The organism is Streptomyces sp. NPDC059166 (genome assembly GCF_042755185.1).
Classification (GTDB): domain Bacteria; phylum Actinomycetota; class Actinomycetes; order Streptomycetales; family Streptomycetaceae; genus Streptomyces.
In genome coordinates, this window is record NZ_JBHZCI010000027.1 from 14,294 (window position 1) to 40,430 (window position 26,137).

The 26,137-nt window shown below is 71.5% G+C and carries 24 protein-coding genes; 10 read left to right on the plus strand and 14 right to left on the minus strand.

The annotated features are described in order from the left end of the window. Window positions 1-114: 114 nt before the first annotated feature. Window positions 115-726: a hypothetical protein gene (locus ACFXOA_RS20770; RefSeq protein WP_385030322.1), complete on the minus strand. Its 612-nt coding sequence runs from the start codon at window positions 724-726 to the stop codon at window positions 115-117. Window positions 727-1,218: 492 nt separating this feature from the next. Between ACFXOA_RS20770 and ACFXOA_RS20775 the strand changes: the two genes are divergently transcribed. Both ACFXOA_RS20775 and ACFXOA_RS20780 read left to right on the plus strand, forming a co-directional pair. Next, window positions 1,219-2,724: a glutamate-cysteine ligase family protein gene (locus ACFXOA_RS20775; protein WP_385030325.1), complete on the plus strand. Its 1,506-nt coding sequence runs from the start codon at window positions 1,219-1,221 to the stop codon at window positions 2,722-2,724. A gap of 88 nt (window positions 2,725-2,812) precedes the next feature. Further along, window positions 2,813-3,634 carry a CPBP family intramembrane glutamic endopeptidase gene (locus tag ACFXOA_RS20780; protein WP_385030328.1) on the plus strand — a complete coding sequence of 274 codons (822 nt, stop codon included), beginning with the start codon at window positions 2,813-2,815 and terminating at the stop codon, window positions 3,632-3,634. Window positions 3,635-3,679: 45 nt separating this feature from the next. On the opposite strand, the gene ACFXOA_RS20785 is transcribed toward ACFXOA_RS20780, so the two are convergent. The 5 genes from ACFXOA_RS20785 to ACFXOA_RS20805 form a co-directional block, all read right to left on the minus strand. After that, complete coding sequence (locus ACFXOA_RS20785; protein WP_385030331.1) at window positions 3,680-4,501, minus strand: PhzF family phenazine biosynthesis protein; 822 nt, start codon at window positions 4,499-4,501, stop codon at window positions 3,680-3,682. An 82-nt stretch (window positions 4,502-4,583) separates the two neighbouring features. Further along, on the minus strand, window positions 4,584-5,240 hold the full coding sequence (locus ACFXOA_RS20790; protein WP_385030334.1) for a class I SAM-dependent methyltransferase: 657 nt from the start codon (window positions 5,238-5,240) through the stop codon (window positions 4,584-4,586). A 160-nt stretch (window positions 5,241-5,400) separates the two neighbouring features. Further along, a complete protein-coding gene (locus ACFXOA_RS20795; RefSeq protein ID WP_385030336.1) occupies window positions 5,401-5,769 on the minus strand; it encodes a VOC family protein in 369 nt (122 codons plus the stop codon). A 217-nt stretch (window positions 5,770-5,986) separates the two neighbouring features. Further along, on the minus strand, window positions 5,987-6,406 hold the full coding sequence (locus tag ACFXOA_RS20800) for a DUF6193 family natural product biosynthesis protein (RefSeq protein WP_385030339.1): 420 nt from the start codon (window positions 6,404-6,406) through the stop codon (window positions 5,987-5,989). A gap of 46 nt (window positions 6,407-6,452) precedes the next feature. Then, a complete protein-coding gene (locus ACFXOA_RS20805) occupies window positions 6,453-7,058 on the minus strand; it encodes a DinB family protein (protein WP_385030342.1) in 606 nt (201 codons plus the stop codon). Window positions 7,059-7,298: 240 nt separating this feature from the next. Here ACFXOA_RS20805 and ACFXOA_RS20810 point away from each other — a divergent pair, with 240 nt between their 5' ends. From ACFXOA_RS20810 to ACFXOA_RS20820, 3 genes are all read left to right on the plus strand, one after another. Further along, window positions 7,299-7,913 (plus strand): PadR family transcriptional regulator, encoded by a 615-nt coding sequence (locus ACFXOA_RS20810; RefSeq protein WP_385030344.1) that lies wholly within the window; start codon window positions 7,299-7,301, stop codon window positions 7,911-7,913. Window positions 7,914-8,125: 212 nt separating this feature from the next. Then, entirely contained in the window at window positions 8,126-8,656 is a 531-nt protein-coding gene (locus ACFXOA_RS20815; protein WP_385030346.1) for a Clp protease N-terminal domain-containing protein, read from the plus strand. Window positions 8,657-8,723: 67 nt separating this feature from the next. Further along, entirely contained in the window at window positions 8,724-9,743 is a 1,020-nt protein-coding gene (locus ACFXOA_RS20820) for a DMT family transporter (RefSeq protein WP_385030349.1), read from the plus strand. A gap of 151 nt (window positions 9,744-9,894) precedes the next feature. Here ACFXOA_RS20820 and ACFXOA_RS20825 read toward each other — a convergent pair whose 3' ends face one another. Beyond that, window positions 9,895-10,587: a pyridoxamine 5'-phosphate oxidase family protein gene (locus ACFXOA_RS20825; RefSeq protein ID WP_385030352.1), complete on the minus strand. Its 693-nt coding sequence runs from the start codon at window positions 10,585-10,587 to the stop codon at window positions 9,895-9,897. 23 nt (window positions 10,588-10,610) lie between these two features. Here ACFXOA_RS20825 and ACFXOA_RS20830 point away from each other — a divergent pair, with 23 nt between their 5' ends. Next, on the plus strand, window positions 10,611-11,942 hold the full coding sequence (locus ACFXOA_RS20830; protein ID WP_385030355.1) for an aminotransferase class I/II-fold pyridoxal phosphate-dependent enzyme: 1,332 nt from the start codon (window positions 10,611-10,613) through the stop codon (window positions 11,940-11,942). Here ACFXOA_RS20830 and ACFXOA_RS20835 read toward each other — a convergent pair. After that, window positions 11,933-12,952 (minus strand): DMT family transporter, encoded by a 1,020-nt coding sequence (locus ACFXOA_RS20835; RefSeq protein WP_385030358.1) that lies wholly within the window; start codon window positions 12,950-12,952, stop codon window positions 11,933-11,935. The genes ACFXOA_RS20830 and ACFXOA_RS20835 overlap by 10 nt on opposite strands. 73 nt (window positions 12,953-13,025) lie before the next feature. Between ACFXOA_RS20835 and ACFXOA_RS20840 the strand changes: the two genes are divergently transcribed. Beyond that, on the plus strand, window positions 13,026-14,018 hold the full coding sequence (locus ACFXOA_RS20840) for a LysR substrate-binding domain-containing protein (RefSeq protein WP_385030361.1): 993 nt from the start codon (window positions 13,026-13,028) through the stop codon (window positions 14,016-14,018). A gap of 2 nt (window positions 14,019-14,020) precedes the next feature. Here the strand turns inward: ACFXOA_RS20840 and ACFXOA_RS20845 are convergent, their stop codons facing one another. The 6 genes from ACFXOA_RS20845 to ACFXOA_RS20870 form a co-directional block, all read right to left on the minus strand. Next, window positions 14,021-15,466, minus strand: a complete 1,446-nt coding sequence (locus ACFXOA_RS20845; RefSeq protein WP_385030364.1) for a cation:dicarboxylate symporter family transporter — start codon at window positions 15,464-15,466, stop codon at window positions 14,021-14,023. A gap of 643 nt (window positions 15,467-16,109) precedes the next feature. Beyond that, window positions 16,110-17,324, minus strand: coding sequence for a cytochrome P450 (locus ACFXOA_RS20850; RefSeq protein WP_385030534.1), 1,215 nt, complete (start codon window positions 17,322-17,324; stop codon window positions 16,110-16,112). A 367-nt stretch (window positions 17,325-17,691) separates the two neighbouring features. Further along, the gene (locus ACFXOA_RS20855) at window positions 17,692-19,032 is read right to left on the minus strand and encodes a glycosyltransferase (protein ID WP_385030367.1); all 1,341 of its coding nucleotides are present in this window, start codon (window positions 19,030-19,032) and stop codon (window positions 17,692-17,694) included. Window positions 19,033-19,141: 109 nt separating this feature from the next. Further along, on the minus strand, window positions 19,142-20,296 hold the full coding sequence (gene wecB, locus ACFXOA_RS20860; protein WP_385030370.1) for a non-hydrolyzing UDP-N-acetylglucosamine 2-epimerase: 1,155 nt from the start codon (window positions 20,294-20,296) through the stop codon (window positions 19,142-19,144). Between the two features lie 72 nt (window positions 20,297-20,368). Next, window positions 20,369-21,130: a response regulator transcription factor gene (locus ACFXOA_RS20865; RefSeq protein WP_385030373.1), complete on the minus strand. Its 762-nt coding sequence runs from the start codon at window positions 21,128-21,130 to the stop codon at window positions 20,369-20,371. Window positions 21,131-21,246: 116 nt separating this feature from the next. Beyond that, complete coding sequence (locus ACFXOA_RS20870) at window positions 21,247-22,194, minus strand: methionyl-tRNA formyltransferase (RefSeq protein WP_385030376.1); 948 nt, start codon at window positions 22,192-22,194, stop codon at window positions 21,247-21,249. 259 nt (window positions 22,195-22,453) lie between these two features. On the opposite strand from ACFXOA_RS20870, the gene ACFXOA_RS20875 reads away from it, so the two are divergent. The 3 genes from ACFXOA_RS20875 (at window position 22,454) to ACFXOA_RS20885 (ending at window position 26,103) form a co-directional block, all read left to right on the plus strand. Continuing rightward, entirely contained in the window at window positions 22,454-23,803 is a 1,350-nt protein-coding gene (locus tag ACFXOA_RS20875) for a lysine N(6)-hydroxylase/L-ornithine N(5)-oxygenase family protein (protein WP_385030379.1), read from the plus strand. 183 nt (window positions 23,804-23,986) lie between these two features. Continuing rightward, entirely contained in the window at window positions 23,987-25,045 is a 1,059-nt protein-coding gene (locus ACFXOA_RS20880) for a FecCD family ABC transporter permease (RefSeq protein ID WP_385030382.1), read from the plus strand. Further along, a complete protein-coding gene (locus ACFXOA_RS20885; protein ID WP_385030385.1) occupies window positions 25,042-26,103 on the plus strand; it encodes a FecCD family ABC transporter permease in 1,062 nt (353 codons plus the stop codon). The genes ACFXOA_RS20880 and ACFXOA_RS20885 overlap by 4 nt, the downstream gene beginning before the upstream one ends. The last annotated feature ends 34 nt before the right edge of the window (window positions 26,104-26,137 follow it).

Genomic DNA, 26,137 nt, shown 5'->3' on the forward strand with positions numbered 1-26,137 from the left:
GTTCGGTGCAACTGCACTGCCCGTTCGGATGGTTCGGGGTGACCTGACCGGACTAGTCCGGACGGGCAGCGGAGCGCCCCCGCCCGGTCACTCGGCGGGGGCGCGGGGCCGGAGTCAGGCGGGCGAACCGAGCAGGCCGGGTTCCGGAAGGCCCGGAAGGGCCGGCGGCCCCAGTCGCAGCGTCATGACGGGGAGCAGGTCCGCGACCCGGTGGGGGCGGTACGCCGTGATCCCCGGAGGGGCGGGCGCCAGGGGCACCAGAACGTCGTTCGGCGCGAGCGCGCCCGAGCCGGCGTCGTCCTCGATGTCGTGGTGCAGCCACAGCGTGAACATGTACAGCTCCGGCACGGACAGCAGGCGCGGCTGGTAGGGCGTCTTCGTCGACTCGGCCTGGCGGACGGCCAGTTCGGTGGAGACGATGTACGGGCCCTCGAAGAAGTGCGAGAAGGTCCAGCCGTCGGCGGTGCACATGGTGTCCGCGGCGGCCACGGCGTGTTCACCGCTGCGGATCAGGAAGCGCCAGCCCGCCAGGCGGGTGCGAGGTGCTGCCTCGTCGGGCACGATCCGGTCCAGCACGTGGACGGGAAGGGGCAGTTCGGGGCTCAGTGATCCCTGGACGGACCGGAGAGCGGGCGTGTGGGACTCACGGACTGCGGTAGGAGAACCGAGTGCCGCGAGAACGCTGCGCAGTGCGGGCGCGGGGGCCGGAGAAACATGCAGCGGCATAGGTGGGTCGCCTCTCACTTCGGAGACACGGTGTTGCGTGGGCGGGTGCAGACGGCGCTGTCGGCTTGCGGGGCCAGAGAAGGCCGGTGACGGGGCGGACGGGCCGATGCGTCAACTCTCTGCCTCGTGCGCAGAGTTTATACGACAAATGTTCACACGGTGTTTCGGGTACCCGTCCGGGATATTGCGCGCAAGGCGTATTTGAGCCTTTGAATTGCACTGTTCATGTGGGTCCGGGCTCCTCCCGGACCCTGCCGTCAGGAACTTTCCCGGCCCAGCGGTAGGCTCAAACTCGCCGATGCCCGAGCGGTGCAAGTCGACGATGCATCCAGCATATGCCTCATGCCTTCGGAATGTGCCTCCGGCTTCAGCTGTCAGACTACCGGGTACACGTCAGCCCCGGGGGCGTTACGGATCATCTCACCGGGGCATTATCGATCGTGATACGAGCGGCCTGTGCCGCGGGCCGCCCACTCGAGGAGGGACCCTTCGATGGGCGAGAAGGTCGTGGCGGGTGTCTTTGCCCCGTCCGATCGGCAGACGTACCGCAAGAAGCTCACCCAGTGCCTGACGGGACTGGAGAGGCTCCTGTCGGAGCGGAGGTTCGATCGGCCCAGGAATCTCATGGGGCTGGAGATCGAGCTGAATCTCGCGGGACCGGACGGTATGCCGAGGATGCGGAATGCGGAAGTGCTCCGGCGCATCGCCAGCAGGGATTTCCAGACGGAACTGGGGATGTTCAACCTGGAAGTGAATATCCTGCCCCACCGGCTCAGCGGCCGGGTTTTCGACCAGCTGGCGGAGGAGCTCCGTACGGGGCTCGCATATGCCCACCGGAAGGCGGCGGAGGTCGACGCCGGGATCGTGATGATCGGCATCCTGCCGACGCTGGGACAGGACGACGTGGTACCGGCGAACCTCTCGGACGCCGAACGGTACACCCTCCTCAACGATCAAATGGCCGCCGCGCGCGGGGAGGAATTCGCCCTCGATATCGAGGGCGTCGAGCGATTGGTCTCGACCTCTCCCTCCATTGCGCCCGAATCGGCCTGCACTTCGGTGCAGTTGCATCTGCAGGTGACGCCCGACCGATTCGCGGACGTCTGGAACGCCGCCCAGGCCATCGCCTCCGTGCAGATCGCACTGGGGGCCAACTCCCCCTTCCTCTTCGGCAAGGAACTCTGGCGGGAGTCGAGGCCGCCCCTGTTCCAGCAGGCCACCGACGTACGGCCGCCCGAGCTCAGGAACCAGGGAGTACGGCCCCGGACCTGGTTCGGGGAGCGCTGGATCAGCTCGGCCTACGAGCTCTTCGAGGAGAACGTCCGCTACTTCCCGCCGCTGCTGCCCATCTGCGACGAGGAGGATCCGCTGCGGGTCCTCGACGAGGGGGGCGTGCCGACGCTCGCCGAGCTCGTCCTGCACAACGGCACGGTCTACCGCTGGAACCGGCCGGTGTACGGGCTGGTCGACGGCGTTCCCCATCTTCGGGTGGAGAACCGGGTGCTCCCGGCGGGCCCCTCCGTCGTCGACGTCATCGCCAACGCCGCCTTCTACTACGGACTGGTGCGCGCCCTGGCCGACGAACCCCGTCCGGTGTGGTCGAAGCTGCCCTTCGAGGCGGCGGCCGAGAACTTCGACGAGGCCTGCCGCCACGGCATCGAGGCCGAACTGCTCTGGCCGCGTCCGGGCCGCGCGGGCGGGGTGGCCAAGGTTCCGGCCGTCAAGCTCGTACGCGACGAACTGCTGCCGCTCGCGGCGGCCGGACTCGACGCCTGGAACATCGAGCCCTCCGACCGCGACCTCTGCCTGGGCGTCATCGAGGAGCGCTGCCGCCTCGGGGTGAACGGTGCCTCCTGGCAGGTCGACACCTATCACCGCGCACTGGACGCGGGGCTGGAGCGGGAGGGCGCCCTGGCGGCGACCACGCGGCGCTACGGCGAGCTGATGCAGGCCGGCGAGCCCGTGCACACCTGGCCCACCGGCTTCCCGGCGCCCTGAGGACGACGCGTGGCGCACGGAGAGCGGCGCACGGCGCCCTGAGGGAGACCGCCCGGTGTCCCGCCCCGCCCACCCCGTCGGGCAAGCTATGACGCACGACCGACGGCAGGTTCAAGGTGAGGCGGGACGCGTGGCTCAGACAATTCCCCGGACCGGGGTACCCCCGCGCATCCTGCGGTCGGAGACCTTGCTGGTGCTGGCCCTCTCGCTCGGGGCGAGCGGTGTGTCCGCCCTGATCAGCTTCATCGGATCACTGACGAAGCCGGGCGGTCTCAGGGACCAGGCGGCAACGCTGAACGGGTCGCACGCTCCCGGACGGCCATGGCTGGATCTCGCCTGGCAGCTCTTCGGTATCGCGACCGCTCTCGTGCCCGTGGCCCTGGTCGCCCATCTCCTCCTCCGCGAAGGTGCCGGTCTGCGGACCCTCGGGCTCGACCGCACGAGGCCGTGGCCGGACCTGGGCCGGGGCGCCATGGTCGCCGCCGGGATCGGCAGCGCCGGTCTGGCGTTCTACCTGGCCGCCCGTGCCGGGGGGTTCAACCTCACGGTCGTCCCGGAATCGCTCCCCGAGGTCTGGTGGAAGTTCCCCGTACTGATCCTCTCCGCGGTACAGAACTCCCTCGTGGAGGAAGTCATCGTGGTGGGCTATCTGCTGAGACGGCTGGGTCAGCTGGGCTGGACGCCGATGGCCGCTCTGGTGGCGAGCTCCGTGCTGCGCGGCTCATACCACCTCTACCAGGGGATCGGCGGCTTCATCGGGAACGTGGTCATGGGCGTCGTCTTCGTGCTGCTCTACCGGCGCTGGGGGAGGGTCGGGCCGCTGGTGGTCGCGCACGCCCTCCTCGACATCGGGGCGTTCGTCGGATACGCGCTGCTGGCGGGCAAGGTGGGCTGGCTGCCCACGCCGTGAGGCGGGCCCGGGGAGGCGCCTCACGGCATGGACGCGCGTGCCCCTTCACAGCCCGGTGAGCAACTCCCCGTCGACGACCGTGACGGCACCGCCGGTCAGCAGGGTCCGTTCGCCGCGCAGCGTCGTCCGGACGAGGCCCGAGCGTGCCGAGGCCTGGAGCCCTGTGAGCGTGTCCCGGCCGAACCGCGCCGACCAGAAGGGCGCCAGGGCGGTGTGTGCGCTGCCGGTGACCGGGTCCTCGTCGATGCCGACACCGGGGAAGAACCCGCGGGAGACGAAGTCGTACCCGCCGGCGGGATCACCGGCCCGGGCCGTCGCGATCACGCCACGCCGCGAGCAGGCCGCGAGAGCCCGGAAATCGGGCCGGAGGGCTCGTACGGTCGCCTCGTCCCGCAGCTCCACCAGCAGGTCCCCGACCTGCGGCCCCGTGTCGTGCACGGAGAGCGGCGAGGCGCCGAGCGCGTCCGCCAGCCCTTGAGGAGCGGGCACGGGCGTGAGGGGCGCTGTCGGGAAGTCCAGAGTCAGCGTGCCGTCCTCGTGGGCCGTCGTGCGCAGGACGCCGGAACGGCTCGCGAAGCGGACCGTGCCCCGTGCGGCCCCCGTGGTGTTCAGCACGTGAGCGGTGGCGAGGGTCGCGTGCCCGCAGAGATCGACCTCGGTCGCCGGGGTGAACCAGCGCAGAGCCCAGTCGGCCTCCCCGCCGGGCGGCAGGGGGTGGGCGAAGGCGGTCTCCGCGAGATTGAGTTCGGACGCGACGGCCTGCAGCCGGGCTGCCTCGGGGAAGGAACCGGAGTCCAGAAGCACCACTCCGGCGGGATTGCCGGCGAACGGACGGTCGGTGAAGGCGTCGACGATGCGGATCTTCATGGACCCGACCGTAGGCGGGTGCCCCGGACCCGGTCCAAGGCCAATTCGGGATGTGCGGCCCGAAGACCGGAAGGGCGCCGGTTCACCTGGTTCCGGACTTCCGGGCCAGGAACGTGCCCCCGCTCCTGGCCGTCCCGGTACCCGGCTCCAGCAGCTGCGCCGTGACGGTCAGCCCCGCCTGCTCCAGCAGGGTGGCGAGCCGCTCGGGACGCAGCAGGTGGGTCTCGAAGGAGACCGGGTGACCCCCGTACGCCTGGGTGGGACGGCGTACTTCGTCCGCCCCGAGATGACCGGCCATCATGAGCAGTCCACCCGGAGCGAGGCTGCGCCGGATCCCCTCGAACACGACGGGCAGTACCTCGGGGGGTGTGTGATGGGTGGAGTAGTAGGCGAGCACGCCGCCGAGCCCGTCGTCCCGTACCGGTGGCGCGGTCATCGAGCCCACCACGAAGTCCAGGCCAGGATGTGCCCGGCGGGCCAGCCCGATCATCTCCGGGGACAGGTCGATGCCGAGAACGCGGACGCCGAGATCCGCCAGATACGCCGTCACCTTGCCCGGGCCGCACCCCAGGTCGGCGGCCGGACCGAGGCCCTCCGTCCGCACCGACTCGGCGAAGACGGCGAGCATCCCCCGCGACAGCGGATCCAGTTCCGCGGGGTCCTTGACGTGTTCGGCGTAGGCGGCGGCGACGGTGTCGTACGACGTGCGCACCGCCGCGAGGTAGGAGGGTTCCGTCATGGTGGGACCCTACGAGACCGCCGGATGCCGGCCGCCGGGCGGCCCGTAATCCGGCGAGGAGGTCGAGGACGCGGCCTGACGGGCCGGTGCGCTGCCCGAGGACGGCGGGCGGGAGCCCGGAAGGCGTGTCCCTGCCGCGAGGCCGCAGCTGTCGGCGGCGTCACGGGGCCGGGATCACCTGAGTGATGTTCACCGGGTTTCCGTCCGGGTCGGAGATGTGGGCGACGCGTTGGCCCCACGGCATGTTCTTGGCGCCGCCGCGGACCGAACCGCCCAGCGTCTCCACCCGGCCGAGCGTCTCGTCGACGTCGTCGACACCGATGCTCAGCAGGATCCGGGGTGCCCCCTCGGGACCCAGGTCCGTTCTGGTCACCAGCCCGAGGCCGGTGTCGCCGATGCGCAGGCCGAGGTGGAAGACCGGGCCTTCCTCCGGTACCCGGAAGACCTCCTCCGCCCCGAACAACTCTGCGTAGAAGTCCGCCAGGGTGTCCTGGTGGGCTGTCAGGATCACCGGCTCGATGGTGGACATGGCACTCCTGTCTCGCGTGGTCGTGTCACTGGGCAGACCGTTCGAGACCGGCGAACTCATCGGTGGGACCGCCCCGCCGGAGGCTGTCCGCCGTCACAGCCGTCCACGGACGGCACGAAGGCGTCGAGGCGGGGTCGCACCGGCCGCCGGGACCGCCGGGGTCCCGGCGTGCTTCCGGCGCCGGCCATGCGGCGGTCCGTTCTCGCCGGGAGCGTGATCAGGCTCGGTCGAGGCCCGCCGGTGCGGCGGTCTCGTCGTCGCTTCGGTCGGTGGGGTCCTCCGCCGGAGGCCACGGGCCTTCGACCGCCGGGCCGCAGTCAGGGGGCAGATGGGCCACCACCGACGCGGCCGCCTCGTGCGGTGTGAGCGACTCGCCCAGGACACGGTGCGGCTCGCCCAGGGGCGCGTACACGGTGCAGGACTGCTCGTCGCCCACGATGAACGGCAGGTCGTTGCTCCACGGGAACTGCGTGTTCCGGTGGAATGTGAGCGCGCCGTGGCTCGGGAACGGGAACAGGGCCCGCAACCGCGGCTGGGCGTGGGCGGCCGCCATGACGGCGTGATTTCCCCGCCGCGCCGTGGGATGCCCCTCCAGCAGCAGTCGCCAGGTCGTCTCGACAACGGTTTCCTCGGCCATCCCGTGATCATGACGTCCACATCCGGCCAGGACAACCCGCGCCGCATCAGTCGTCGAACTCCGCCGCGACGTCGAAGCGGTGGCCGCCCGGGTGCTGTCCGGCTCCGTCACGCCGGCGGTAGAGGTCGCGCAGCAGGGAGATCTCGGCGCCGTGATGGATCAGCTCCCTGTTGACGTGCAGGATCCTGTTCTCCATCGGAAACCGCTCGGGACCCATCGCGGGCGGATCGTCCAGGTCGGCGTCCGAAAGGTCGCGTACTCCCGCGTTCCATCTGCCGTACATCTCGTCGAGCTGTGTCAGCGCCTCGTCGGCGGTCCCCGCGTAGGCGAATGTCCCGGAGTCGACGTCCCGGCCGCCGAAATACCATCCGACCCTGTAGCCCAGGCAGGAGACGATGATGTGCGCCAGCCGCCAGGCGATCGTGGTCACCGGCGCGGGCGTCGGCACCAGGTCCGGAGAGGCGTGATCCAGCGTCCATCCCCCCGAGCCTTCCGGGGCCGGTGCGGTCGAGGTGCCGCGTGGGCGGATGCTCCAGCAGTCACGCACCGGCTCCCAGAAGTACTCCTCGTCGGCGAGACCGTCCAGCCGCGGCCGCAGGTTCTTGCGCCAGTACCAGTCCAACTGATCCGCGAGCCGATCGCTTCTCGTCATGGCCGCACGCTACAGACCCGTCGGGCAGAGCGATCGTCGCCGTCCGCCGCCGTCCCCACGTCACCGGCCGGCACCTCCGCCGATGGACTCGCCGGCCCCCATCGAGGGTCACCCGCTTTCACAGGCCGGGTGGCCCCTCGCGGCAGTGGTTGCCAGACGATAGTTTCCGATATATCGTCGAAGGGTCGCGACAGTTCGACGAAGGGTCGCGAGAACATACGAGAAGAGAGGAGCGCAGTCATGCGTTCACATGGACACGAACATGGACACGGCCCCGGACGCCGAGGCGTCGGCAGGGGTGACTTCGAAGGCGGGCGTCCCGCGTTCGGCCCGTTCGGGCCGCCGTTCGGTGGCGGTCCCTTCGGCGGGCCGGCCTTCGGCGGAGGCCGGGGAGGCCGCGGGGGCGGCAGGGGAAGGGCGAGGCGCGGTGATGTGCGCGCGTCCATCCTCGCGCTGCTCAAGGACCGGCCGATGCACGGTTACGAGATGATCCAGGAGATCGGCGAGCGCAGCGGGGGAGCGTGGAAGCCCAGCCCCGGCTCGGTGTACCCCACGCTCCAGATGCTCGAGGACGAAGGGCTGATCGTCAGCGCCAGCGAGGGCGGCAAGAAGCTCTTCACCCTGACCGACCTCGGCCGCGACGAGGCGGAGAACGGCCCGGACGCCCCTTGGGAGGAGGCGGGGCGCGGCGTCGACTGGGAGGGCGTGAACGAGATCCGGCAGGCCGGCTTCGGTCTGATGGAGGCCTTCGGCCAGGTCTGGAAGACCGGCTCGGCCGACCAGCGCCAGAAGGCCCTCACGGTGATCAACGATGCCCGTAAGAAGCTGTACCTCATCCTCGCCGACGAGCACTGAGCCGCGGTGTGCGCACACCGGGAAGGGCCCCCGCCGCGGGGCCCTTCTGCCGTTCACGGTCGCGTGCGGCCGGTGTGCGGACTCGGGGGCGGTCTCATCCGCAGGGATGAGGGGTGCTCCACCGGTGCCCGCCTTTCGCGGGACGGAGGATGGGCCGCACCGGGGATGTGCCCGTGGCGGATGGCTGATGGGGTGGGTTGGTGCAGTCCCGGATGTCGCAGAAGCTTCCCGAACAGGTCCCGCCCAGCCGCCCGTCCGCCGGCGAGGACCTGAGCGCGGCCATGAGCGCGGTGACGGCGGCGGCGCGGCGCAGAGCGGTTCGCGACGACGATCGGATGGTCGACACGGCCCACCTCCTGCACTCGCTGCTGGAGGCGGATCCCGAGGCCCGGGAGGTCTTCGGCGAGGGGGACCGGATCGTCAGGGTTCTTGGGTACCTGGTGCAGCGGAGCATCGGGTACGGGCTGCGGTGGCGGCGGACGCAGGAGGGGGCAGGCCGGGCGGCTGCGCCGGGGTCCGTGGGTGAGGGGTGGTCGCCGGCGGCCGGGGCGGCGATGGACCGTGCCGCGCGAGCCGCGCGGCTCCGCGGGGATGCGTACGCGAACGGGCTGGACCTCCTGGCTGCGCTCGCCGCCGATCCGGACTGCAGGGCTGTCGAGGTGCTGGAGCGTGCCGGTGTCGCCGCTCACTCCCTGGCCGTCCGTGCGGCTGGCCGGGCAGGCGCGCGATCCGCGCCAGGGTGATCATGAACACGCGGAGGACAGGTGTCACGGGGGTGACGCTGCTGACCCCTGCTGCCATCATGTGCCGATGCAGCTGTCTCAGGGAAAAAGCGCGGGACTGGGCCTGGCCCTCGCCTCGGCCTTCGCGTTCGGTGGTTCAGGGGTGGCGGCCAAGCCGTTGATCGAAGCGGGTCTGGACCCGTTGCACGTCGTCTGGCTGCGCGTGGCCGGTGCGGCGCTCGTCATGCTTCCGGTCGCGTGGCGGCACCGGCGGCTGGTGCGCGAGCGTCCCGTGCTGCTGGCCGGTTTCGGACTGTTCGCCGTCGCAGGGGTGCAGGCCTTCTACTTCGCGTCGATCTCCCGAATCCCGGTGGGTGTCGCCCTGCTCGTGGAGTACCTGGCGCCCGCCCTGGTCCTGGGGTGGGTGCGCTTCGTGCAGAGGCGGCCCGTCACCCGTGCCGCCGCGGCGGGTGTGGTGCTCGCCGTCGGCGGGCTCGCCTGTGTCGTCGAGGTGTGGGCCGGCCTGTCCTTCGACGCGGTGGGGCTGCTGCTGGCCTTGGGCGCGGCTTGCTGTCAGGTGGGCTACTTCGTGCTCTCCGACCAGGGGGCCGGGCACGGTGGTGCGTCGGACACCGTGCCTCCGCACCCCGTCGGGGTGATCGCGTACGGTCTGCTGGCCGGTGCGGCGGTGCTCACGGTCGTGGCCAGGCCCTGGGGGATGGACTGGGCGGTGCTCGGCGCGGATGCCTCGATGGACGGGCGGGACGTACCCGCGTGGCTGCTGCTCGGCTGGATCGTGCTGCTGGCGACGGTGCTCGCCTACGTCACCGGCGTGGTGTCGGTGCGGCTGCTGTCCCCGCAGGTCGCCGGTGTCGTCGCGTGCCTCGAGGCCGTCATCGCCACCGTGCTCGCGTGGTTCCTGCTCGGCGAGCATCTCTCCGCGCCCCAGCTCGTGGGCGGCGGAGTGGTCCTGATCGGGGCCTTCATCGCGCAGTCCTCGGCTCCCAGGGCCCCGTCGGGGCCGGTGGCCTCAGGTGCGGGCGCTCCCGCCGCAGAGGTGGCGGACCTGTACGAGCCGACGGGCGGGGTCCGGCCGCCGGCCTCGTAGGGACAGCCCTTCGGGCGGAGGTGCGGGACGCCCCGCCGCCCCGAGAGCGCAGGTCCAGCCGATCGCGCCGGGGCGGTTCTTGTCCCGCGGTCCCCGGCACCGGGGTCCCGGGCCTCGCCCCGCTCGCCCGCGTCCGCGGTGTGTCCGGCGGTCAGAGGGAGGCGAGGTAGTCCGGCACCTCGATCGAGGGGTCCAGGTCGTCGGACGGCACGGGTGCCGAGTAGCCCCTGGTGAGCGGCACGACGCCCGCCCAGTGAGGCAGCGAGAGGTCCTCGGGGTCGTCGTTCGGGCCGCCCGTGCGGATCTTGGCGGAGACCTCGTCGAGGTCCAGGCGGATCACCGCGGTGGCCGCCAGTTCCCTGGCGTCGGCGGGGCGGGAGTCCTTCGACCTGCCGGGCACCACCTGGTCGACGATGGCGTCGAGGGCGATCCGCCGCTCGTCCGGGTCGGTCACCGTGCGGGCCGTGCCGTGCACCACCACGGAGCGGTAGTTCATCGAGTGGTGGAACGCCGACCTGGCCAGCACCAGTGCGTCCACATGCGTCACGGTCAGGCAGACGGCCAGGCCGGGGTCTGCCTGACCGGCCGCTCGCAGTGGACGGGATCCGGTCGATCCGTGCACGTACAGCCGACTCCCCACGCGGCCGAACAGGGTGGGGAGGACCACGGGCGCCCCGTCCCGGACGAAGCCGAGGTGGCAGAGGTAGGCCGCGTCGAGTATCGAGTGGACCGTCTCGTGGTCGTACGCGGCGCGCTGCCTCGCGCGACTGGGGACCGTACGCTCCGACGGCTCGTAGGCGGCTTCCTGGGGGAGGCTGGTGCTGTCCGGCATTGCGTACTCCATTGCACTAGTGCATAATCGTGTTTGTGCTAGGAGAGTATCTGATCAGCGGGCGCCGCGCAGCCGAGATTGCCGCGAGCGTCGAGCGTGGAGTCGCATCGGGTGAACTGGCCCCAGGCCAAGTGCTTCCGCCCATGCGTGAGTTGGCGACTCTCCTCGGGGTGAATCCCAATACCGTGGCAGCCGCGTACCGGATGCTGCGTGAGCGCGGGGTGATCGAGACGGCGGGGCGCCGGGGGAGCAGGGTGCGGCCGCGCCCCGCGAGTACCTCCCGCGGTTCGCTGAGGGTGGAGGCTCCGGCGGGCGTGCGGGACCTGGGCGCGGGCAACCCCGACACCGCACTCCTTCCCGGGCTGGGCGAGGCGCTCGCGTCGGCGGCGGCGCGGCACGCCCGGAGCGCTCGCCTGTACGGGCAGGCCGCGGTCGTGCCGGAGCTGGGGGCGATGGCGCGGTCCGGGCTGGACGCCGACGGGGTCCCCGGCGGGCCCCTGGCAGTCACCTCCGGGGCGCTCGACGCCATCGAGCGGGTGCTCGCCGCCCATCTCAAGCCCGGCGACTCCGTCGCCGTGGAGGACCCGGGCTGGGGTGCTCTGCTGGACCTCGTGCCGGCACTCGGCATGCGGGTCGTACCGGTCGCCCTGGACGAGGAGGGCCCCCTGCCCGGGGAGGTCGAACGTGCCCTTCGGGCCGGTGCCGCCGCACTCGTCGTCACCGGCAGGGCGCAGAATCCGACCGGGGCCGCCGTGGGTGAACGGCGGGCCGGCGAGCTGCGGTCCGTCCTCCGCGGGTATCCCGGTCTGCTCCTGATCGAGGACGACCACGGCCACGCGATCGTCGACGTCCCGGTGCGCCCGCTCGCGGGGGTGACCGAGCGCTGGGCCTTCGTGCGGTCCGTCTCCAAGGCGTACGGCCCGGACCTGAGGCTCGCGGTGGTGACCGGGGACGAGCTCACCGTGGACCGGGTGACGGGGCGTCAGCGGCTGGGGCCGGGCTGGGTCAGCGGACTGCTTCAGTGCGCGGTGGCGCACCTGTGGGAAACGGGCGCCGTGGATGTGGCCGCGGTCGCCCGTTCCTACGGCGAGCGGCGCGATGCCCTGGTGGGTGCGTTGGCCGAGCGAGGAGTCGCGGCGTACGGGAGGACCGGCATGAACGTCTGGGTGCCGGTGAGTGACGAGACAGGGACGGTGGCCAGGATGCTGCACGCGGGCTGGGCGGTCGCTCCGGGCGCACGCTTCCGGCTGGCGTCCGCGCAGGGGGTGCGACTGACGGTGTCCCCGCTGGCCCTCGACGACGTCGAACCGCTGGCGGACGCTCTGGCGGGGGCGGCGCGGCCCGCCGCCCCCGTGAGCTACGGCTGATCGCGGCGGTGCGGGGGAGGCTGTGTCCCGGCCGGGATCCGTGCCCTGCTCTGTGTGAGAGCGGCCCCGAGCAGGACCACGAGGGCGCCCACGGGCGTGTTCCAGCTCAGCTGTTCACCGAGCAGGCCGACTCCGGCCGCCGTGGCGATCACGGGGATGAAGTAGGTGACCATCTGCGCCGTCGTGGGGCCGACCTCCTCGACGAGGCCGTACTGGAGAAGGACGGCGAGGCCGGTGCCGAGCGCTCCCAGGGCCACGACGGCCAGCGTCGCCGACAGCGGGAAGTGCTCGGGCCGGGCGGTGGCGGCGGGCACGACCAGGGCCAGCTGCGCCGTCCCGAGAAACAGCTGACCGCCCGTCAGGGCGAGGGTGGAACTGCCGGTCCCCGCCAGCGTCCGTCGGACGTAGATCCAGCCGACCGGGTAGCTCAGCGAGGCCAGCAGAGCCATCACCGTGCCGGTCGCGTCGAGCCCCGAGAACCCCTGCCAGGCACCCAGCACGGTCAGCACGCCGATGAACCCCAGGCCCAGCCCTGCCACGCGGCGGCGGGTCGGCCGGTCCTCGGAGAGCGCCACGACGGACAGGGCCATGCCCCACAGGGGGGAGGTCGCGTTGCAGATCCCGGCGAGTGTCGAGGGGATCGTCAGCTCGGCGTACGCGAAGAGCGAGAACGGCAGCGCGTTGAGGAAGAACGCCGCGACGCAGAGGTGCCCCCAGGTCCGGAGCGAGCGGGGCGGGCGCTCCCGGCGCACCGCCATCGCGACCGCCAGGACCGCCGTGCCGGAGAGCAGCCTGCCGAACGTCACCTGGAGCGGGGCGTACCCGTCGGTGCCCACCTTGATCAGCAGGAAGCTGAATCCCCAGATGAGCGAAAGTGCGGCGAAACGGATGCGCCAGTCCACGGTTCGCCGCGGAACCGGCGGACCGGAGAGGTGCCCTGCGAGGGGGATGCCGGGGGAGGTGGCGGGCGACTGCGGGGCTGCGGGCGCCGTCGCGGTGGTGGCGGTCATGTGGCCATCCTGGCCAAGGCGACCGTGTAGGACAAGTGAGACTTGTTGCCGCACCTTGCGTAGCATTGCTTACATGTTGAATCTGGAGCGCCTGCGGACCCTGGACGCCCTGGCACGGCACGGCTCGGTGAGCGGTGCTGCCGACGCCCTGCATGTCACCACATCCGCCGTCTCGCAGCAGATGGCGAAGCTCGAGAGGGAGGTCGGCCAGCGGCTCCTGGCCAGGAACGGGCGCGGGGTGCGCCTCACCGACGCGGGCAGGCTGCTCGCCGACCACTCGGCGAAGATCCTCTCCCAGGTGGCGACGGCCCAGGCCGACATCGAGGCACAGCGGGGCATGGTGGTGGGCGAGGTCCGCATCGCCGCTTTTCCCACGGCGGCCCGAGGGCTCTTCCCCGCGGCGCTCACCGCGCTCCGCGGCGAACATCCCGAACTGGTTCTGCGCACCACGGAACTGGAGCCGGACGACGGCATCCGCGCGGTGCTGCGCGGGGACATCGACCTCGCGGTGGTGCTCGACTGGAGCAACAAGCGGCTGCCGGTACCCGGAGGTTTGGCCAAGGCCGAACTCCTGGACGACGCACCGGACATCGCCATGCCCGCCGGTCACCCACTCGCCGGACGGACCGAGGTGGACATAGAGGAGTTCGCCGACGACGACTGGGTGTCCTGGCCGGAGGGGGAGTTCTGCTACGAGTGGCTGACGTTCACCTTGCGTTCCAAGGGGGTGGAGCCCCGTATCGCGCATCTGGCCGGGGAGCACCACACTCAACTCGCCCTGATCGCCGCCGGTTTCGGTGTCTGTGTCGCACCGAGACTGGGCCGGGGGTCGGTCCCGGAGGGGGTGCGGCTGGTGCCCGTGCGGCAGCCGATGCGCCGTCATGTCCACGCGGTCTGGCGGAGGGACGCCGACCGCAGGCCGTCGATCCGCGCCGCCGTGGGCGCGCTGCGCGCTGCGGGCAGGACGCTGCATTCGCCGGTCGTGCCCGAAGCACCGGGCCGTGAGACGCGTGACGGCGGGAGTCCTGACCGCCCCGCGCCCACGGCGCCGGCTGAAGCGTCCTGAGATCAGATTCCGCCCGGCTGCCCTGCGGCGGAGGGCGCGTGGTCCGAGGCGCGGCTCCCTCCGCCCGGCGCGCGGTCTTCCGTCTCAGGAGCCGTGCTGTCGCCGGAGGCTACGGAGCCGGGAGCCGTCGGGGGCTCCGCCTCTGGCCGGAAGGCGATCTCGCCGTCCAGCACCTTGCGCATCCGCTCCTTGTCGAGGGCGCCCTCCCACGTGGAGACCGCGAAGACGGCGACGCAGTTCCCGAGGAGATTGGTCGCGACGCGCATGGTGTCCATGATGCGGTCCACCCCGAGCAGGAGGGCGACCGCGCCGGCGGGGATCACGCCGAGGGCGGACGCCGTCGCCGACAGCGCGAGGAAGGCGGAACCGGGAACACCCGCCATGCCCTTGCTCGTCAGCATCAGCACCACGACGACGGTGATCTGCTGACCGAGGGTCAGGTCGACGCCGACGGCCTGCGCGATGAACAGGGTGCCGATGGACAGGTAGATCGACGCGCCGTCGAGGTTGAAGGAGTAGCCCGTCGGGAGCACGAGTCCGACGGCGTCCTCGCGGCATCCAGCCTGGCGGAGCTTCTGCATCATCCGGGGCATGACCGCCTCGCTGGACGCGGTGCCCAGGGCGAGGAGCATCTCCTCGCGTGTGTAGCGTACGAACTTCCACAGGCTGACCCCGGTGAACGCCTTCAGAGCCACGCCGAGAAGGACGAGGAACACCAGGGCGACGGCGTAGCAGACGCCGATCAGCTTGCCGTACGTCGACAGCGCGCCCAGTCCGTACTCGCCGATGAGGTGGGCGGTCGCGCCGAAGACCGCCACCGGGGCGAGCTTCATGATGAAGCCGACGACCGCGAACACGACCTCCTGGGCCTGCTCGATCGCCGGAAGGATCGCCGGCACCCGCTTCTGTCCGAGGTGGAGGAGGGCCGCACCCACCAGGCAGGCGAGCACGAGGACCTGGAGCAGGGAGTTCTCCGCGAACGCGCCGACCGCGCTGTCCGGCAGGGAGTGCAGCAGGAACTCGGATGTCGACGGCAGGGATTCGCCACCGGTCTTCTCGTCGACGGCCGAGGCGTCGAGCGATGCCGGGTCCACGTTCATTCCGCTGCCCGGCGAGACGAGGTTGCCCGCGAGGAGGCCGACGGCGAGAGCGAGGGTGGTCGCCACCTCGAACCAGATGAGCGCCTTGATGCCTATGCGCCCGAAGGCCTTGAGATCGCCGGCCTTCGCGATACCGGCGATCACCACACAGAAGACGAGCGGCGCGATCATCGCCTTGATCAGCCTGACGAAGCCGTCGCCCAACGGCTGTACGGCGGACCCAACCTGGGGCCACAGGCGCCCGACGACGACCCCCAGCAGCAGGGCGAGGGCGACTTGCGCGAACAGCGACGAGCGAAGGAATCGGGCGGTGCGGCGGGCCAGTGATGACGGGCTGGCACATCGCACGGCGGAAGGTATGAACGAGGAGCAGATCGTTTTTGGTGATAGCTACAACAGGGGGCGGTTGGCTCGGCCTGCACCCGGGAGCGCCGTCGGGTGGGGTGGGCGTGCCTGATTCCGCCTCGGCTCCCGTCGGGTCCCTGCCGGTCGCCCGTCCGGCCGGGGCGATACGGCGGAGGCCCTGTGAGGCCGGGGCCGGAGTGTGCCGTGGTGCGCGGTGGCGCCAGAGGTCAGGGCAGCTTGCGGAGCACCCGGGAAGTGACGGCTCATGGTGTGAGCCGGAGCCCGCCGTCGTGCGGCTGGGTGTCCATCCCGAAGTGCCCGGCCGGGAGGAGGCGTTCCGGATCGCGACAGGGCAGCCCGCTGTGTGAGGGCTCCACGGCGGACGCGGCCTCGCCGGACAGCCCCGCACCACGCGGTGCGCCGTACACCACCCCGTCGTCGTCCACCCTCACGGCCGTGCGCCGGTCATGCCTGAGGTGGGACCCGGGAAGGCTCCGGGGGAGGGAGGAGAGCCGAAGGGATGTGCCGTCCCGGGCGGACCGGAGCGGGGGTGCGTGCGGCGCGGCGTCGAAGGCCGCGGTGGCCACCCGGCAGGTGCGGTGCCGGGGGACTTACCGGCACCGGGCCGTGTGTGCCGTCCGTCGCCTCAGGCGGTGCGGCCGAGCGGCCGCACGGGCAGCTCCCGCACGCTGTTGCCCACGAAGGACGCGTGGCGCGGAAGTCCGGCGTCCGGAGCGGCGAGGCTCAGGTCGGGGAAGCGTTCGAAGAGCCGGCCGAGGGCCACGGCGCCTTCCATGCGGGCCAGCGGAGCCCCCAGGCAGTAGTGCGTTCCGTGGCCCAGTGAGAGGTGTCGCGTCCCGCGCCGCCGCGTGAGGTCGAACCGGTCGGCATCCGGCCCGTGGGCGCGCGGGTCGCGGCCCGCGGCCGAGTAGCCGGCGAGAACCGGGGTGCCCTCGGGTATCAGCGTGCCGTCGAGCACGAGGTCACGGGTCGGGTAGCGGAAGGGGAAGTAGCTGACGGGGCTGTCCCAGCGCAGGGTCTCCTCCACCACGTCCGCCCAGGTCGCCTCGCCCGCCCTGACGAGCTCCAGCTGGTCCGGGTGGGTGCACAGGGCCCGTACGGCGTTGGTGATCAGATTGAGTGTCGTCTCGTGACCCGCGACGACCATGAGCATCAGAGTGCCGATCAGCTCGTGTTCGCCCAGCCGGTCACCGTCCGCCTCACGGGCCGCGATCAGTGCGCTGACGAGATCGTCCCCAGGATTCTCGGCGCGGGCGGCCGCGACGCCGCTCAGGACGTCCACCATCTCCCGGTTGGCCGCGAGTGCTTCCGCGGGCCCGATGTCGGTGGCGACCAGCTGATCGGAGAGCCGGTGCAACCGGTCGTGGTGTTCCGCGTCCACGCCCAGCAGTTCGCAGACGACTCCCATGGGCAGAGGCAACGCGAAGTGCGTGCGCAGGTCCACGACGCCGTCACCGGCGCGGGCCTCCCGGTCGAGTCCGTCCAGCAGCGAGGCGGTCAACGCCTCGATACGGGGCCGCAGTTCCTCCACCCGGGCCGTGGTGAAGGCCCTGCTCACCAGCGACCTCAGCCGCCGGTGGTCGGCCCCGTCGGCGGTGGTCATCCCCTGCACCGTCGCGAACGTCCTCAGCGGCCAGCCGTCCGGGATCTCGCCGGCCCGCAGAGCCGCGAAGTGCCGCACGTCCTTGGCCACATCGGGGTGCGCGAGGAACTCCCTGAGCGCGTCGTGTCCGAGGACCGCGACACCCTTCACGTCCCCTGGGAGCAGCACGTCGGCGACGGAACCCTCGCTCAGCAGCCGGGCGTTCACCGCGTGCGGACACACTCCGGAAGGGTCCATCCGGTGTGGCGCGACAGGTCCGGAGCGGTCCGGTGAGGTGGTCAACTCGACTCCAAGTCGCAGACGGCCGGGGCGCGAAGCGCGTCGCGGAGCCGACAGCGGGCTGCACGCTCCCGGCATCCCCGCGGGGCGGACGACACGGGAAGCCTAGCGCGGCCTCCGGGCTTACGGGACACCCTTGCTGACGTCACGTCATGAAATGGAGGAACTCCGGTGATCCGTCCGGCGGCCGTCCATCCCGGGCGCGTTCAGCGGGCCCCGGAGGGCGGCCGCGCCCGTCCGGACAACTGCTCGTCGGCGTGAGCGCGGCCGAGGAGCGGATGCCAGGGGCCGGCGGTGTCCGGTCGGGCCCGGCGTGTGCCTTCCCTCAGGCCTCGCCGGCCGTCGGACCACCCGCCGGCTCGGCGTTGCGGCGGGTCTTGGCCCACCCGGTCCGTCCGCGGAGCAGCCGTACGGAGCCCCTGGCCGAGACGATGAACAGGTGGTAGGCGTACAGCCAGAGCGCGGCTCCCCACAGCAGGCCCGCGAGGCGCGAACGGTCCGGTGCGAAATCACGCCGGTAGACGGGGCCCCAGGAGAGGAACGGCAGGACGGAGAGTGCCGCGAGCGCCAGGGCGAGCGGCCAGGCCGCGAACAGCCCGGCGCCGGCGGCCACTCCGGCGAGGAGTACGGACAGCAGGACCGCGTTCATCGCGAGGATCGCCAGATGCGCGATCGGCTGGAAGAACGTGTACAGCGATTCGAGCACGCCCCGGGCGCGGTAGTGGCGGGAGCCGACGATCCTGCCCGCGTACCGCACGCACTGGATGTTCCCCTGGGCCCAGCGCGTGCGCTGGGTGAGGAAGCGCCGGGTGTACGGCAGTGCCTCCTGGGTCACCCAGGTGTCCGCGACATGGGTGATCCGGTAGCCGGCCAGGCGCATCTGCAGGCCGAGTTCGTAGTCCTCCAGCAGGGCGTCCTGCTGCCACGGGCGGCCTTCGGAGGCGGCGATCCGGTCGAGTGCCGCGAGGCGGGTGAACTGGCCGTTCCCGCCCAGCCCGACGGAGCCGGTACGGCCCCGGAGCAGCTGCATACCCGTGTTGGACACGGCGAACTCGACGTCCTGCATACGTATCAGCAGTCGGGCGTAGGCGTTGGCGAGCCGGCCGCGGCCCTCCAGGGGGCGGTGGTCGTCGACGTTCCTCATGCGCACCCCGATCTGCACACCGCCCACCTCCGGGTCGGAGAAGCCCGCGGGCCCGCTGACACGGGCCGGCGCGTCCGGCGACATCCGTCCGTCGGCGTCCACGACACACACGACGACCCGCTCCCGGTCCGCCGGGCCCAGATGCGTGTCGAGGGCGTCGTACGCGGAGTTGAGGGCGGCTCCCTTGCCGATCCGGGCATCCGGCCTGCGGCGGGAGACCAGCCGTACGCGCGGGTCCCCGGAGGCCAGATCCGACACGATCGAGCCGGTGCGGTCGTCGCTGGCGTCGTCGATGACCCAGACGTGCGCGTCGGGGAAGTCGCCGCGCAGCCGGTCGACCGTGGCGGCGATCACGGCCTCCTCGTCCCGGCACGGCACGAAGAAGTGCCAGTCCCAGTCACCGGCCTCACCCCGGGGGGAAGGACTGCGGCGGGCGTAGGCGTGCCGGGAACCGGTCCAGTAGAGGAGGAAGGCGCCGAGCAGGAGGAAGGGGAAGACGTAGAGGAAGAACTCCGGAATCACGCGGCCCTCCAGAAGGCAGGCGGGGCGGATGGTGGTGCGCGATCGACACGGCGAACCGTCGGCGACGGTCGGTCCGTGCGGTCGGGCGGCGACCTTCGGTCCGTGGTGGTCAGGCGGCGACCGGAGCCGCGTCGGACCGAACGGCCGCCGCCGGCTCCGAGGGCTGGGAGAGGTCCCTGATCAGGCTCGCGATCCGCCGGGAGGCCGTTCCGTCCCCGTACGGGCTGGGGAGCGAGCCCAGTCGGCGCAGTTCCTCCGGCCCCGCCGCGAGACGCCGGTGCGCCGCCTCCTCGATCGCCGGGCCGGGTTCCACCCGGTCGGCGAAGTCCGCGAGCGCCTCCGGCCGCTCCGTGGACCGGCGGACCACCACCAGCGGCCGTCCGAGCACGGTGGTCTCCTCCTGGATCCCGCCGGAGTCGGAGACGATCAGGGCGGCGTGCCTGGCCAGGGCGAGGAAGGTCCCGTAGCCGGCCGGATCGAGCACCGTCAGCTCGTCGAGCAGGGGACGCAGTCCTGCGGCCTCCGCACGGGCCCCGGTGCGCGGGTGGAGCGGCATGACCACAGGCAGTTCGCGGTTGATCACGACGAGTTCACCCAGGACGGCCGCCAGGACGGCCGGATCGTCCGTGTTCTCCGGGCGGTGCACCGTGGCGAGGACGTATCCGTCCGGGGAGAGTCCGCGCCCGGCGAGCATGCGCGCGCGCTCCCGCCGGGACGGCAGATGGTCGTGGACCGCCTCGACCACGGTGTTGCCGGTGACCCTGATCCGGTCGTCGGTCACACCCTCGTCGAGCAGCAGTGTGCGGTTCTGGGGCGTCGCCGCGCACAGGACGTCCGCCAGCCGGTCGATGAGCACCCGGTTGTGCTCCTCGGGCATGGCGCGGTCGTGACTCCGCAACCCTGCCTCGACATGGACGAGCGGGATCTCCCGCGCGTTCGCGACCAGCGCGCCGGACAGGGCGGCATTGGTGTCGCCCTGGACCACGACGGCGAGCGGCGGCTCGGCGGAGAAGCGCTCGTCGAGCCCGGCCAGGGCCTCCGCCACCTGTACGGCCCTGGGCTGTCCGCCCACTCCGGTCAGGTATTCCGGCTCGGGCAGGCCCAGCTCGTCCAGGAAGTCCCCGGACAGGGAGTCGTCGAAATGCTGCCCGGTGTGCACGACGCGGGCGGCCGGCCCGAGCAGCCGGATCAGCTCGGCGAGCTTGACCAGCTCGGGACGGGTTCCCAGGACGACGGCGACGCTGCGATCAGGGAGGAGGCTCATGAGGCCGAGGGTTGCCGAGCACGGTTGCGGTAACCGTTGCTCGACGGTTGCCGAACGGTTGTCATTTCCGTTTCAACCCGTTTCGTGACGTTCTGCCCGGGTCTTTGGTCCGGCGGGGGAGGGAGCTACGGCCTGGTCGCCCGCGCCGTCCTCGCCGACGACGAAGCGGTAGCCCACGCCCCTCACCGCCTCGACCGGGTCCCGGCCCCGCGGCCCCGCCGCGTCTCGCAGCTTGCGGCGCAGCCGGAGGATCCCGAACTTCACCCGGTCACGACCCACCGCGGAGCTGTCCCCCCACACCCGCGCCAGCAGAAGTTCCGACGGCACGACCCGGCCCCGGCTGCGGACGAGCAGCTGCAGGAGGCGGTACTCGAGGTCGCTGAGCCGGACCTCTCCGCCGTACCACACGGCGGCTCGGCGCTCCGGTACGAGACGCAGATGTTCCCCCGCCCGCTCGCCCGCCCAGTTCCTCAAGCCTGCCCGGCGCAGCAGCGCCTCGACCCGTGCCGGCAGCTCCTCGTGGTGGAACGGCTTGCCCACGTAGTCGTCCGCCCCCGCCCGCAGGGCGCGCACCCGGTCCTCGACGGCGCTCAGCCCGGACAGCACCAGGACCGGCAGATCGCTCATGTCCCGGGCGCGCGCGAGGACCCTCCACCCGTTCAGCCCGGACACCAGCAGGTCCAGGATCATCAGATCGGGCGTCTCCTCGAACAGCAGCCGCAGGCCGTCGCGCCCGTCCGTCGCGGCGACCACGTCGTATCCGTGCCCCACGAGAACCTCGCGCAGCGCCCGTACCGACACGGCGTCGTCGTCCACGATCAGCAGCTTGGGCATCGCGCACCGCCGTCCTCGGGTGTCCGGACCGGTGCCGCGGCCACCCCCGTCGGCCCGTCTGCCTCCAGTCAAGCAGGGGCGGGGCGAGCCCGCAGCGGCGGCGGTCTCCGGGGGAGTCAGGGGCGGGCGGAGAGGTAGCCGCCCATGGACGTGAAGTACTCGGCTGCGGCGAGTTCCCGGCCGTCCTCGGTCCGGACGCGGGTGATGGCCAGGCCGCGGTTGCGGCCCGTACGGGCGTCGGCGCCGGCGACGATCACGACGCCCTCGCCCTCGCGGTAGAAGATGCGGCCGGGTGTGCCGCCGTAGACGCCTTCGGACTCCACCGCGGCAAGCACCTCCAGGCGCTTGCCCTTGTGGAACGTGAAGGCGGCCGGGTAGGGCGCGGACTGCGCGCGGACCAGCCGCTCGAGAACGTCCGCGGGCCAGTCCCAGTTGATCCGGATGTCCTCCTCGGCCCGCTTGTGGAAGAAGCTGGCCTGGGAGCGGTCCTGCTTGGTGAACTCGGTCTCGCCGGCGGCGATCCGGTCCAGGGCGCCGACGGTGACCGGGGCGATGAGGTCGACGGTCTTGTGGAACAGGTCGGTCGCCGTGTCGGCGGGCCCCACCGGAACGGCACGCTGGTCCACGATGTCGCCCGCGTCGAGGACCTCGTCCATCATGTGCGCGGTGACGCCGACCTCGGACTCGCCGTTGATGAGGGCCCAGATGATCGGTGAGAAGCCCGCGTACTTCGGCAGCAGGGAGTCGTGGACGTTGAGGGTGCCGTGACGCGGCAGGTTGTAGATGTGCGGCGGAATCCAGGTGCGCCAGTTGTTGGCGACGATGATGTCCGGGTCGGCCTCCTTGAGCTTCTGGAACAGCTCGTCGTCGTCAGGCCGGTTGCGGATGACGACGGGGACGCCGTGCTCCTCGGCGAGGTCCGCGACGGAGTCGCTCCAGATCTTCTCGTAGGCGTGCTCGCTCCGGGGGTGCGTCACGACCATCACGACCTCGTGCGGGGACTCCAGGAGTGCCTTGAGGGTGCGGTGACCCCACGTCTGGTAACCGAACATGACGACCCGCATCGGGGTTCCTCCTTGGGATGGCGAATGAGCAAATCCAGTAAAGCAAGGCTTACCTAACGTTGCAACGTCCGTACTTCGGGGCCGTATTGAGGGAGGTTGCGGCGAACTGTCCGCGCGACGCGGTCGACAACGGAGCTGGATCAGGTTAGCTTTACCTAAGTTCCAGTCGGCTGCCGGTGACCGGTGTGCCTGGACTCCCCGATTTCCCCACCTCGACAGGACGCCTGGCCGGCGGCCGTCCCGCATGAATGGGAGTGACATGTCTCAGGCTGTTCCTGGCGACGCACCACTGATCCACGACCTGATCGGTATCGGCTTCGGCCCGTCGAACGTCGCCATGGCGATCGCGCTCGCCGAGCACAACGTGCGCGCAGGGAGGGGCGAGGAGGTCACGGCCCACTTCTTCGAGCAGCAGCGCAGCTTCGGGTGGCACCGCGGCATGCTCATCGACGACGCGACGATGCAGGTGTCGTTCCTCAAGGACCTCGTGACGCTGCGGAACCCGTCCAGCGAGTACAGCTTCCTGCGGTACCTGCAGAGCAAGGGCCGGCTGATCGACTTCGTCAACCACAAGAACCTCTTCCCGCTGCGGGTGGAGTTCCACGACTACTTCGAGTGGGCGGCGGCGAAGGTCGACGACATGGTCTCGTACGACCACCGGGTCGTCTCCGTCGAACCAGTGGTCCGCGACGGTGTGGTGGAGTACCTCGACGTCACGTCCCGGTCGGGTGACGAGCTGGTCGTCCACCGCGCCCGCAACCTCGTCATCGGGACCGGCCTGCGTGCCGTGATGCCGGACGGTATCGAGCGCACCGACCGTGTCTGGCACAACTCCGAACTACTCGCCAGGGTCGAGGGGCTGAAGGGCGCCGAGCCCCGGCGCTTCGTCGTCGTGGGCGCGGGCCAGAGCGCCGCCGAGAACGTCGCCTACCTGCACCGCCGCTTCCCCGACGCCGAGATCTGCGCGGTCTTCTCCCGTTACGGCTACAGCCCGGCGGACGACAGCAGTTTCGCCAACCGCATCTTCGACCCCCAGGCGGTCGACGAGTACTTCACCGCGCCGGAGGACGTGAAGCACCGGCTGATGGACTACCACGGCAACACCAACTACTCCGTGGTGGACATCGACCTGATCGACGACCTGTACCGCCAGGCATACCAGGAGAAGGTGCTGGGCGCCGAGCGGCTGCGCTTCCTCAACGTCTCACGCCTGACGGGAGTGACGGAGACCCCCGAAGGGGCCCGTGCCACCGTCAGGTCGCTCGTCACCGGTGAGGAGAGCGTGCTGGACGCCGACGTCGTCGTGTGCGCCACCGGTTACCTCCAGGCCGACGGTCTCGGCCTGCTCGGCGAGGTCGCGCGGCACTGCCACCGCGACGACCAGGGCCGGGTCCGCGTGGAGCGTGACTACCGGGTGACCACCGACCCCGAACTGGACTGCGGCATCTACCTGCAGGGCGGAACCGAGCACACCCACGGCATCACCTCCTCCCTGCTCTCCAACACCGCGATACGGGTCGGCGAGATCCTCGACTCGATCCTCGCCCGCGGCGCCCGGACCGTCCCCGACGAGGCCCGGCCGGTCGCCGGGCACGCCGCCAAGGCGTGACCGGAGGACGGTAAGGGCACGACGGCCCGCCGCGCGCAGGGTGCGCGGCGGGCAGCCGTGCTTCCCGGTTCACGGAGGAGAACGTCCGTGCCCTGCGCACCGGATGGCCGCCGGCCGGCCGGCAGGCCGACGGCGGGTGCCGGCGGAGGGTGTGGTGTCCAGCGAGGGATAGCGTAGGCCGACATGGGCACAGCAGTGGTTGAACGCCCGCCGCTCTCCCGGGTCGTAGCGGCCCGGCGGCGGCGGGTCACGGGGTTGGCCGCCATCCTGGCGGTCCTGGTGGCGGCGGCGGTCCTCTCGCTCGCCGTCGGTGCGCGGGCGCTGAGCCCCGGCGAGGTGTGGCACGGGCTGTTCGCCGGGCCCGAGCCGGGCCAGAAGGCAACCGACATCAGGCTCATCGTGCAGACCGTGCGGGTACCGCGAACGGTCCTGGCGATCGTCGCCGGCATCGCCCTCGGAGTCGGCGGGGCACTCATCCAGGGGTACACGCGCAACCCCATCGCGGACACCGGACTGCTCGGGGTGAACAGCGGGGCGTCGTTCGCCGTGGTGACGGCGATCTCCCTGTTCGGGCTCGCCGGCCCCTACCAGTACGTCTGGTTCGCCTTCCTGGGGGCCGCGATCGCCGGCGTCGTCGTCTTCGGGCTCTCGAGCATCGGCCGGGGCGCCGGCAATCCGCTGACCCTCGCCCTGGCGGGCCAGGGGGTGACCGTGTTCCTCGCGGCGATGACCACGGCCGTCGCGCTGACGGACAAGGCGGCGCTCAACGTCCTGCGGTTCTGGAACGCGGGCTCGTTGGCCGGAGTCGGGTTCGACGTCATCTGGCCGGTGACCTTCTTCGTCGGCGCGGGGCTCCTGGCGGCCCTGGCCACCCTGCCCTCCCTGAACATCCTCAACCTCGGCGACGACGTGGCGCGAGGGCTGGGCGTGAACGTCGCCCTGGCCCGGACCGTCGGCATCGTCGCCATCACGCTGCTCGCCGGGGCGGCCACGGCGGCATGCGGCCCCATCGCCTTCCTCGGACTGATGGTGGCGCACGTCGCCCGCTACCTGGCAGGGCCCGACTACCGGTGGCTGGTGCCGTACGCGGGTCTGCTCGGCGCCGTCGTCCTTCTGGTCTGCGACATCGTGGCGCGCGTGGTGGTGCGGCCGGGAGAGCTGGACGCGGGCGTCCTCGTCGCTCTCCTGGGAGCTCCGTTCTTCGCGGTCATGGTGTGGCGGGGAAAGTTCAGGACCGCATGAACGAGACCGTGGTGAAGCACCCGGTGACGCCCGGAATCCGGTTCGGCGGCGCGTCCTTCGCGTGGCGGCCGCGGATCGTCCTGGTCACGCTGGTCCTGTCGGCGGCCGCCTTCCTGGCGTTCTGCCTGTCCATCACGGTGGGGGAGTTCCCCCTGAGCCTCGGGCAGGTCGTGGCCACCCTGTTCGGCCGGGGCCGGCAGATGGACGAGTTCGTGATCATGGACCTGCGCATGCCCCGGGCCGCGGCCGGAGCCGTCGTGGGCGTCGCGCTCGGGCTGTCCGGAGCGCTCACGCAGTCCATCGCCCGCAATCCTCTGGCCAGTCCGGACATCCTGGGGATCACCGGGGGAGCCAGTACGGTCGCCGTGCTGCTGGTGACGGTCTCGGGCGGTGCCTCCGGCGCGATCGCCGGCTCCGTGGGGCTCTCCGCGGCGGCGCTCGCGGGCGGTCTCGCCACCGGTCTGCTGGTGTACTTCCTGGCATGGCGGAGAGGGGTCGACGGCTTCCGGCTCATCCTCATCGGCATCTCGGTCAGCGCCGTGATGCAGGCGCTCACCACATGGCTCCTGGCCGGCGCCGACATCAGGGACGTGGCCCGCGCCCAGGCCTGGCTCGTCGGATCGCTGGACAGCCGCTCGTGGCACGAGATCGGACCGGCGTTCTGGGGAACCCTCGTCCTGCTCGCCGTGGTGACCTGCGCGGCCTTTCAGTTCAAACCGCTGCACCTGGGTGACGACGTGGCCGCGGGCCTGGGCGTACGGCACACGCGGGTGCGCGCCGTCCTGCTGCTCTGCGCCGTGCTGCTCGCCGCGACCGCGGTCGGCGCCGCCGGCCCCGTTCCCTTCGTCGCCATGGTCGCGCCACAGGTGGCGTTGCGTCTCACGAAGTCGCCCACGCCGCCGTTGCCGGCGTCCGCGGCGGTGGGAGCGCTGCTGCTGCTCGGTTCGGACCTCGTGGCGCGTACGGCGCTGCCGGTCTCCCTGCCGGTCGGCGTCGTCACCGCCGCCATCGGCGGGCCGTTCCTCGTCCACCTCCTGGTGCGGGCCAACCGCCGATAGGTGGTAGAAAGGTTAGGCGAACCTAAATACAGGG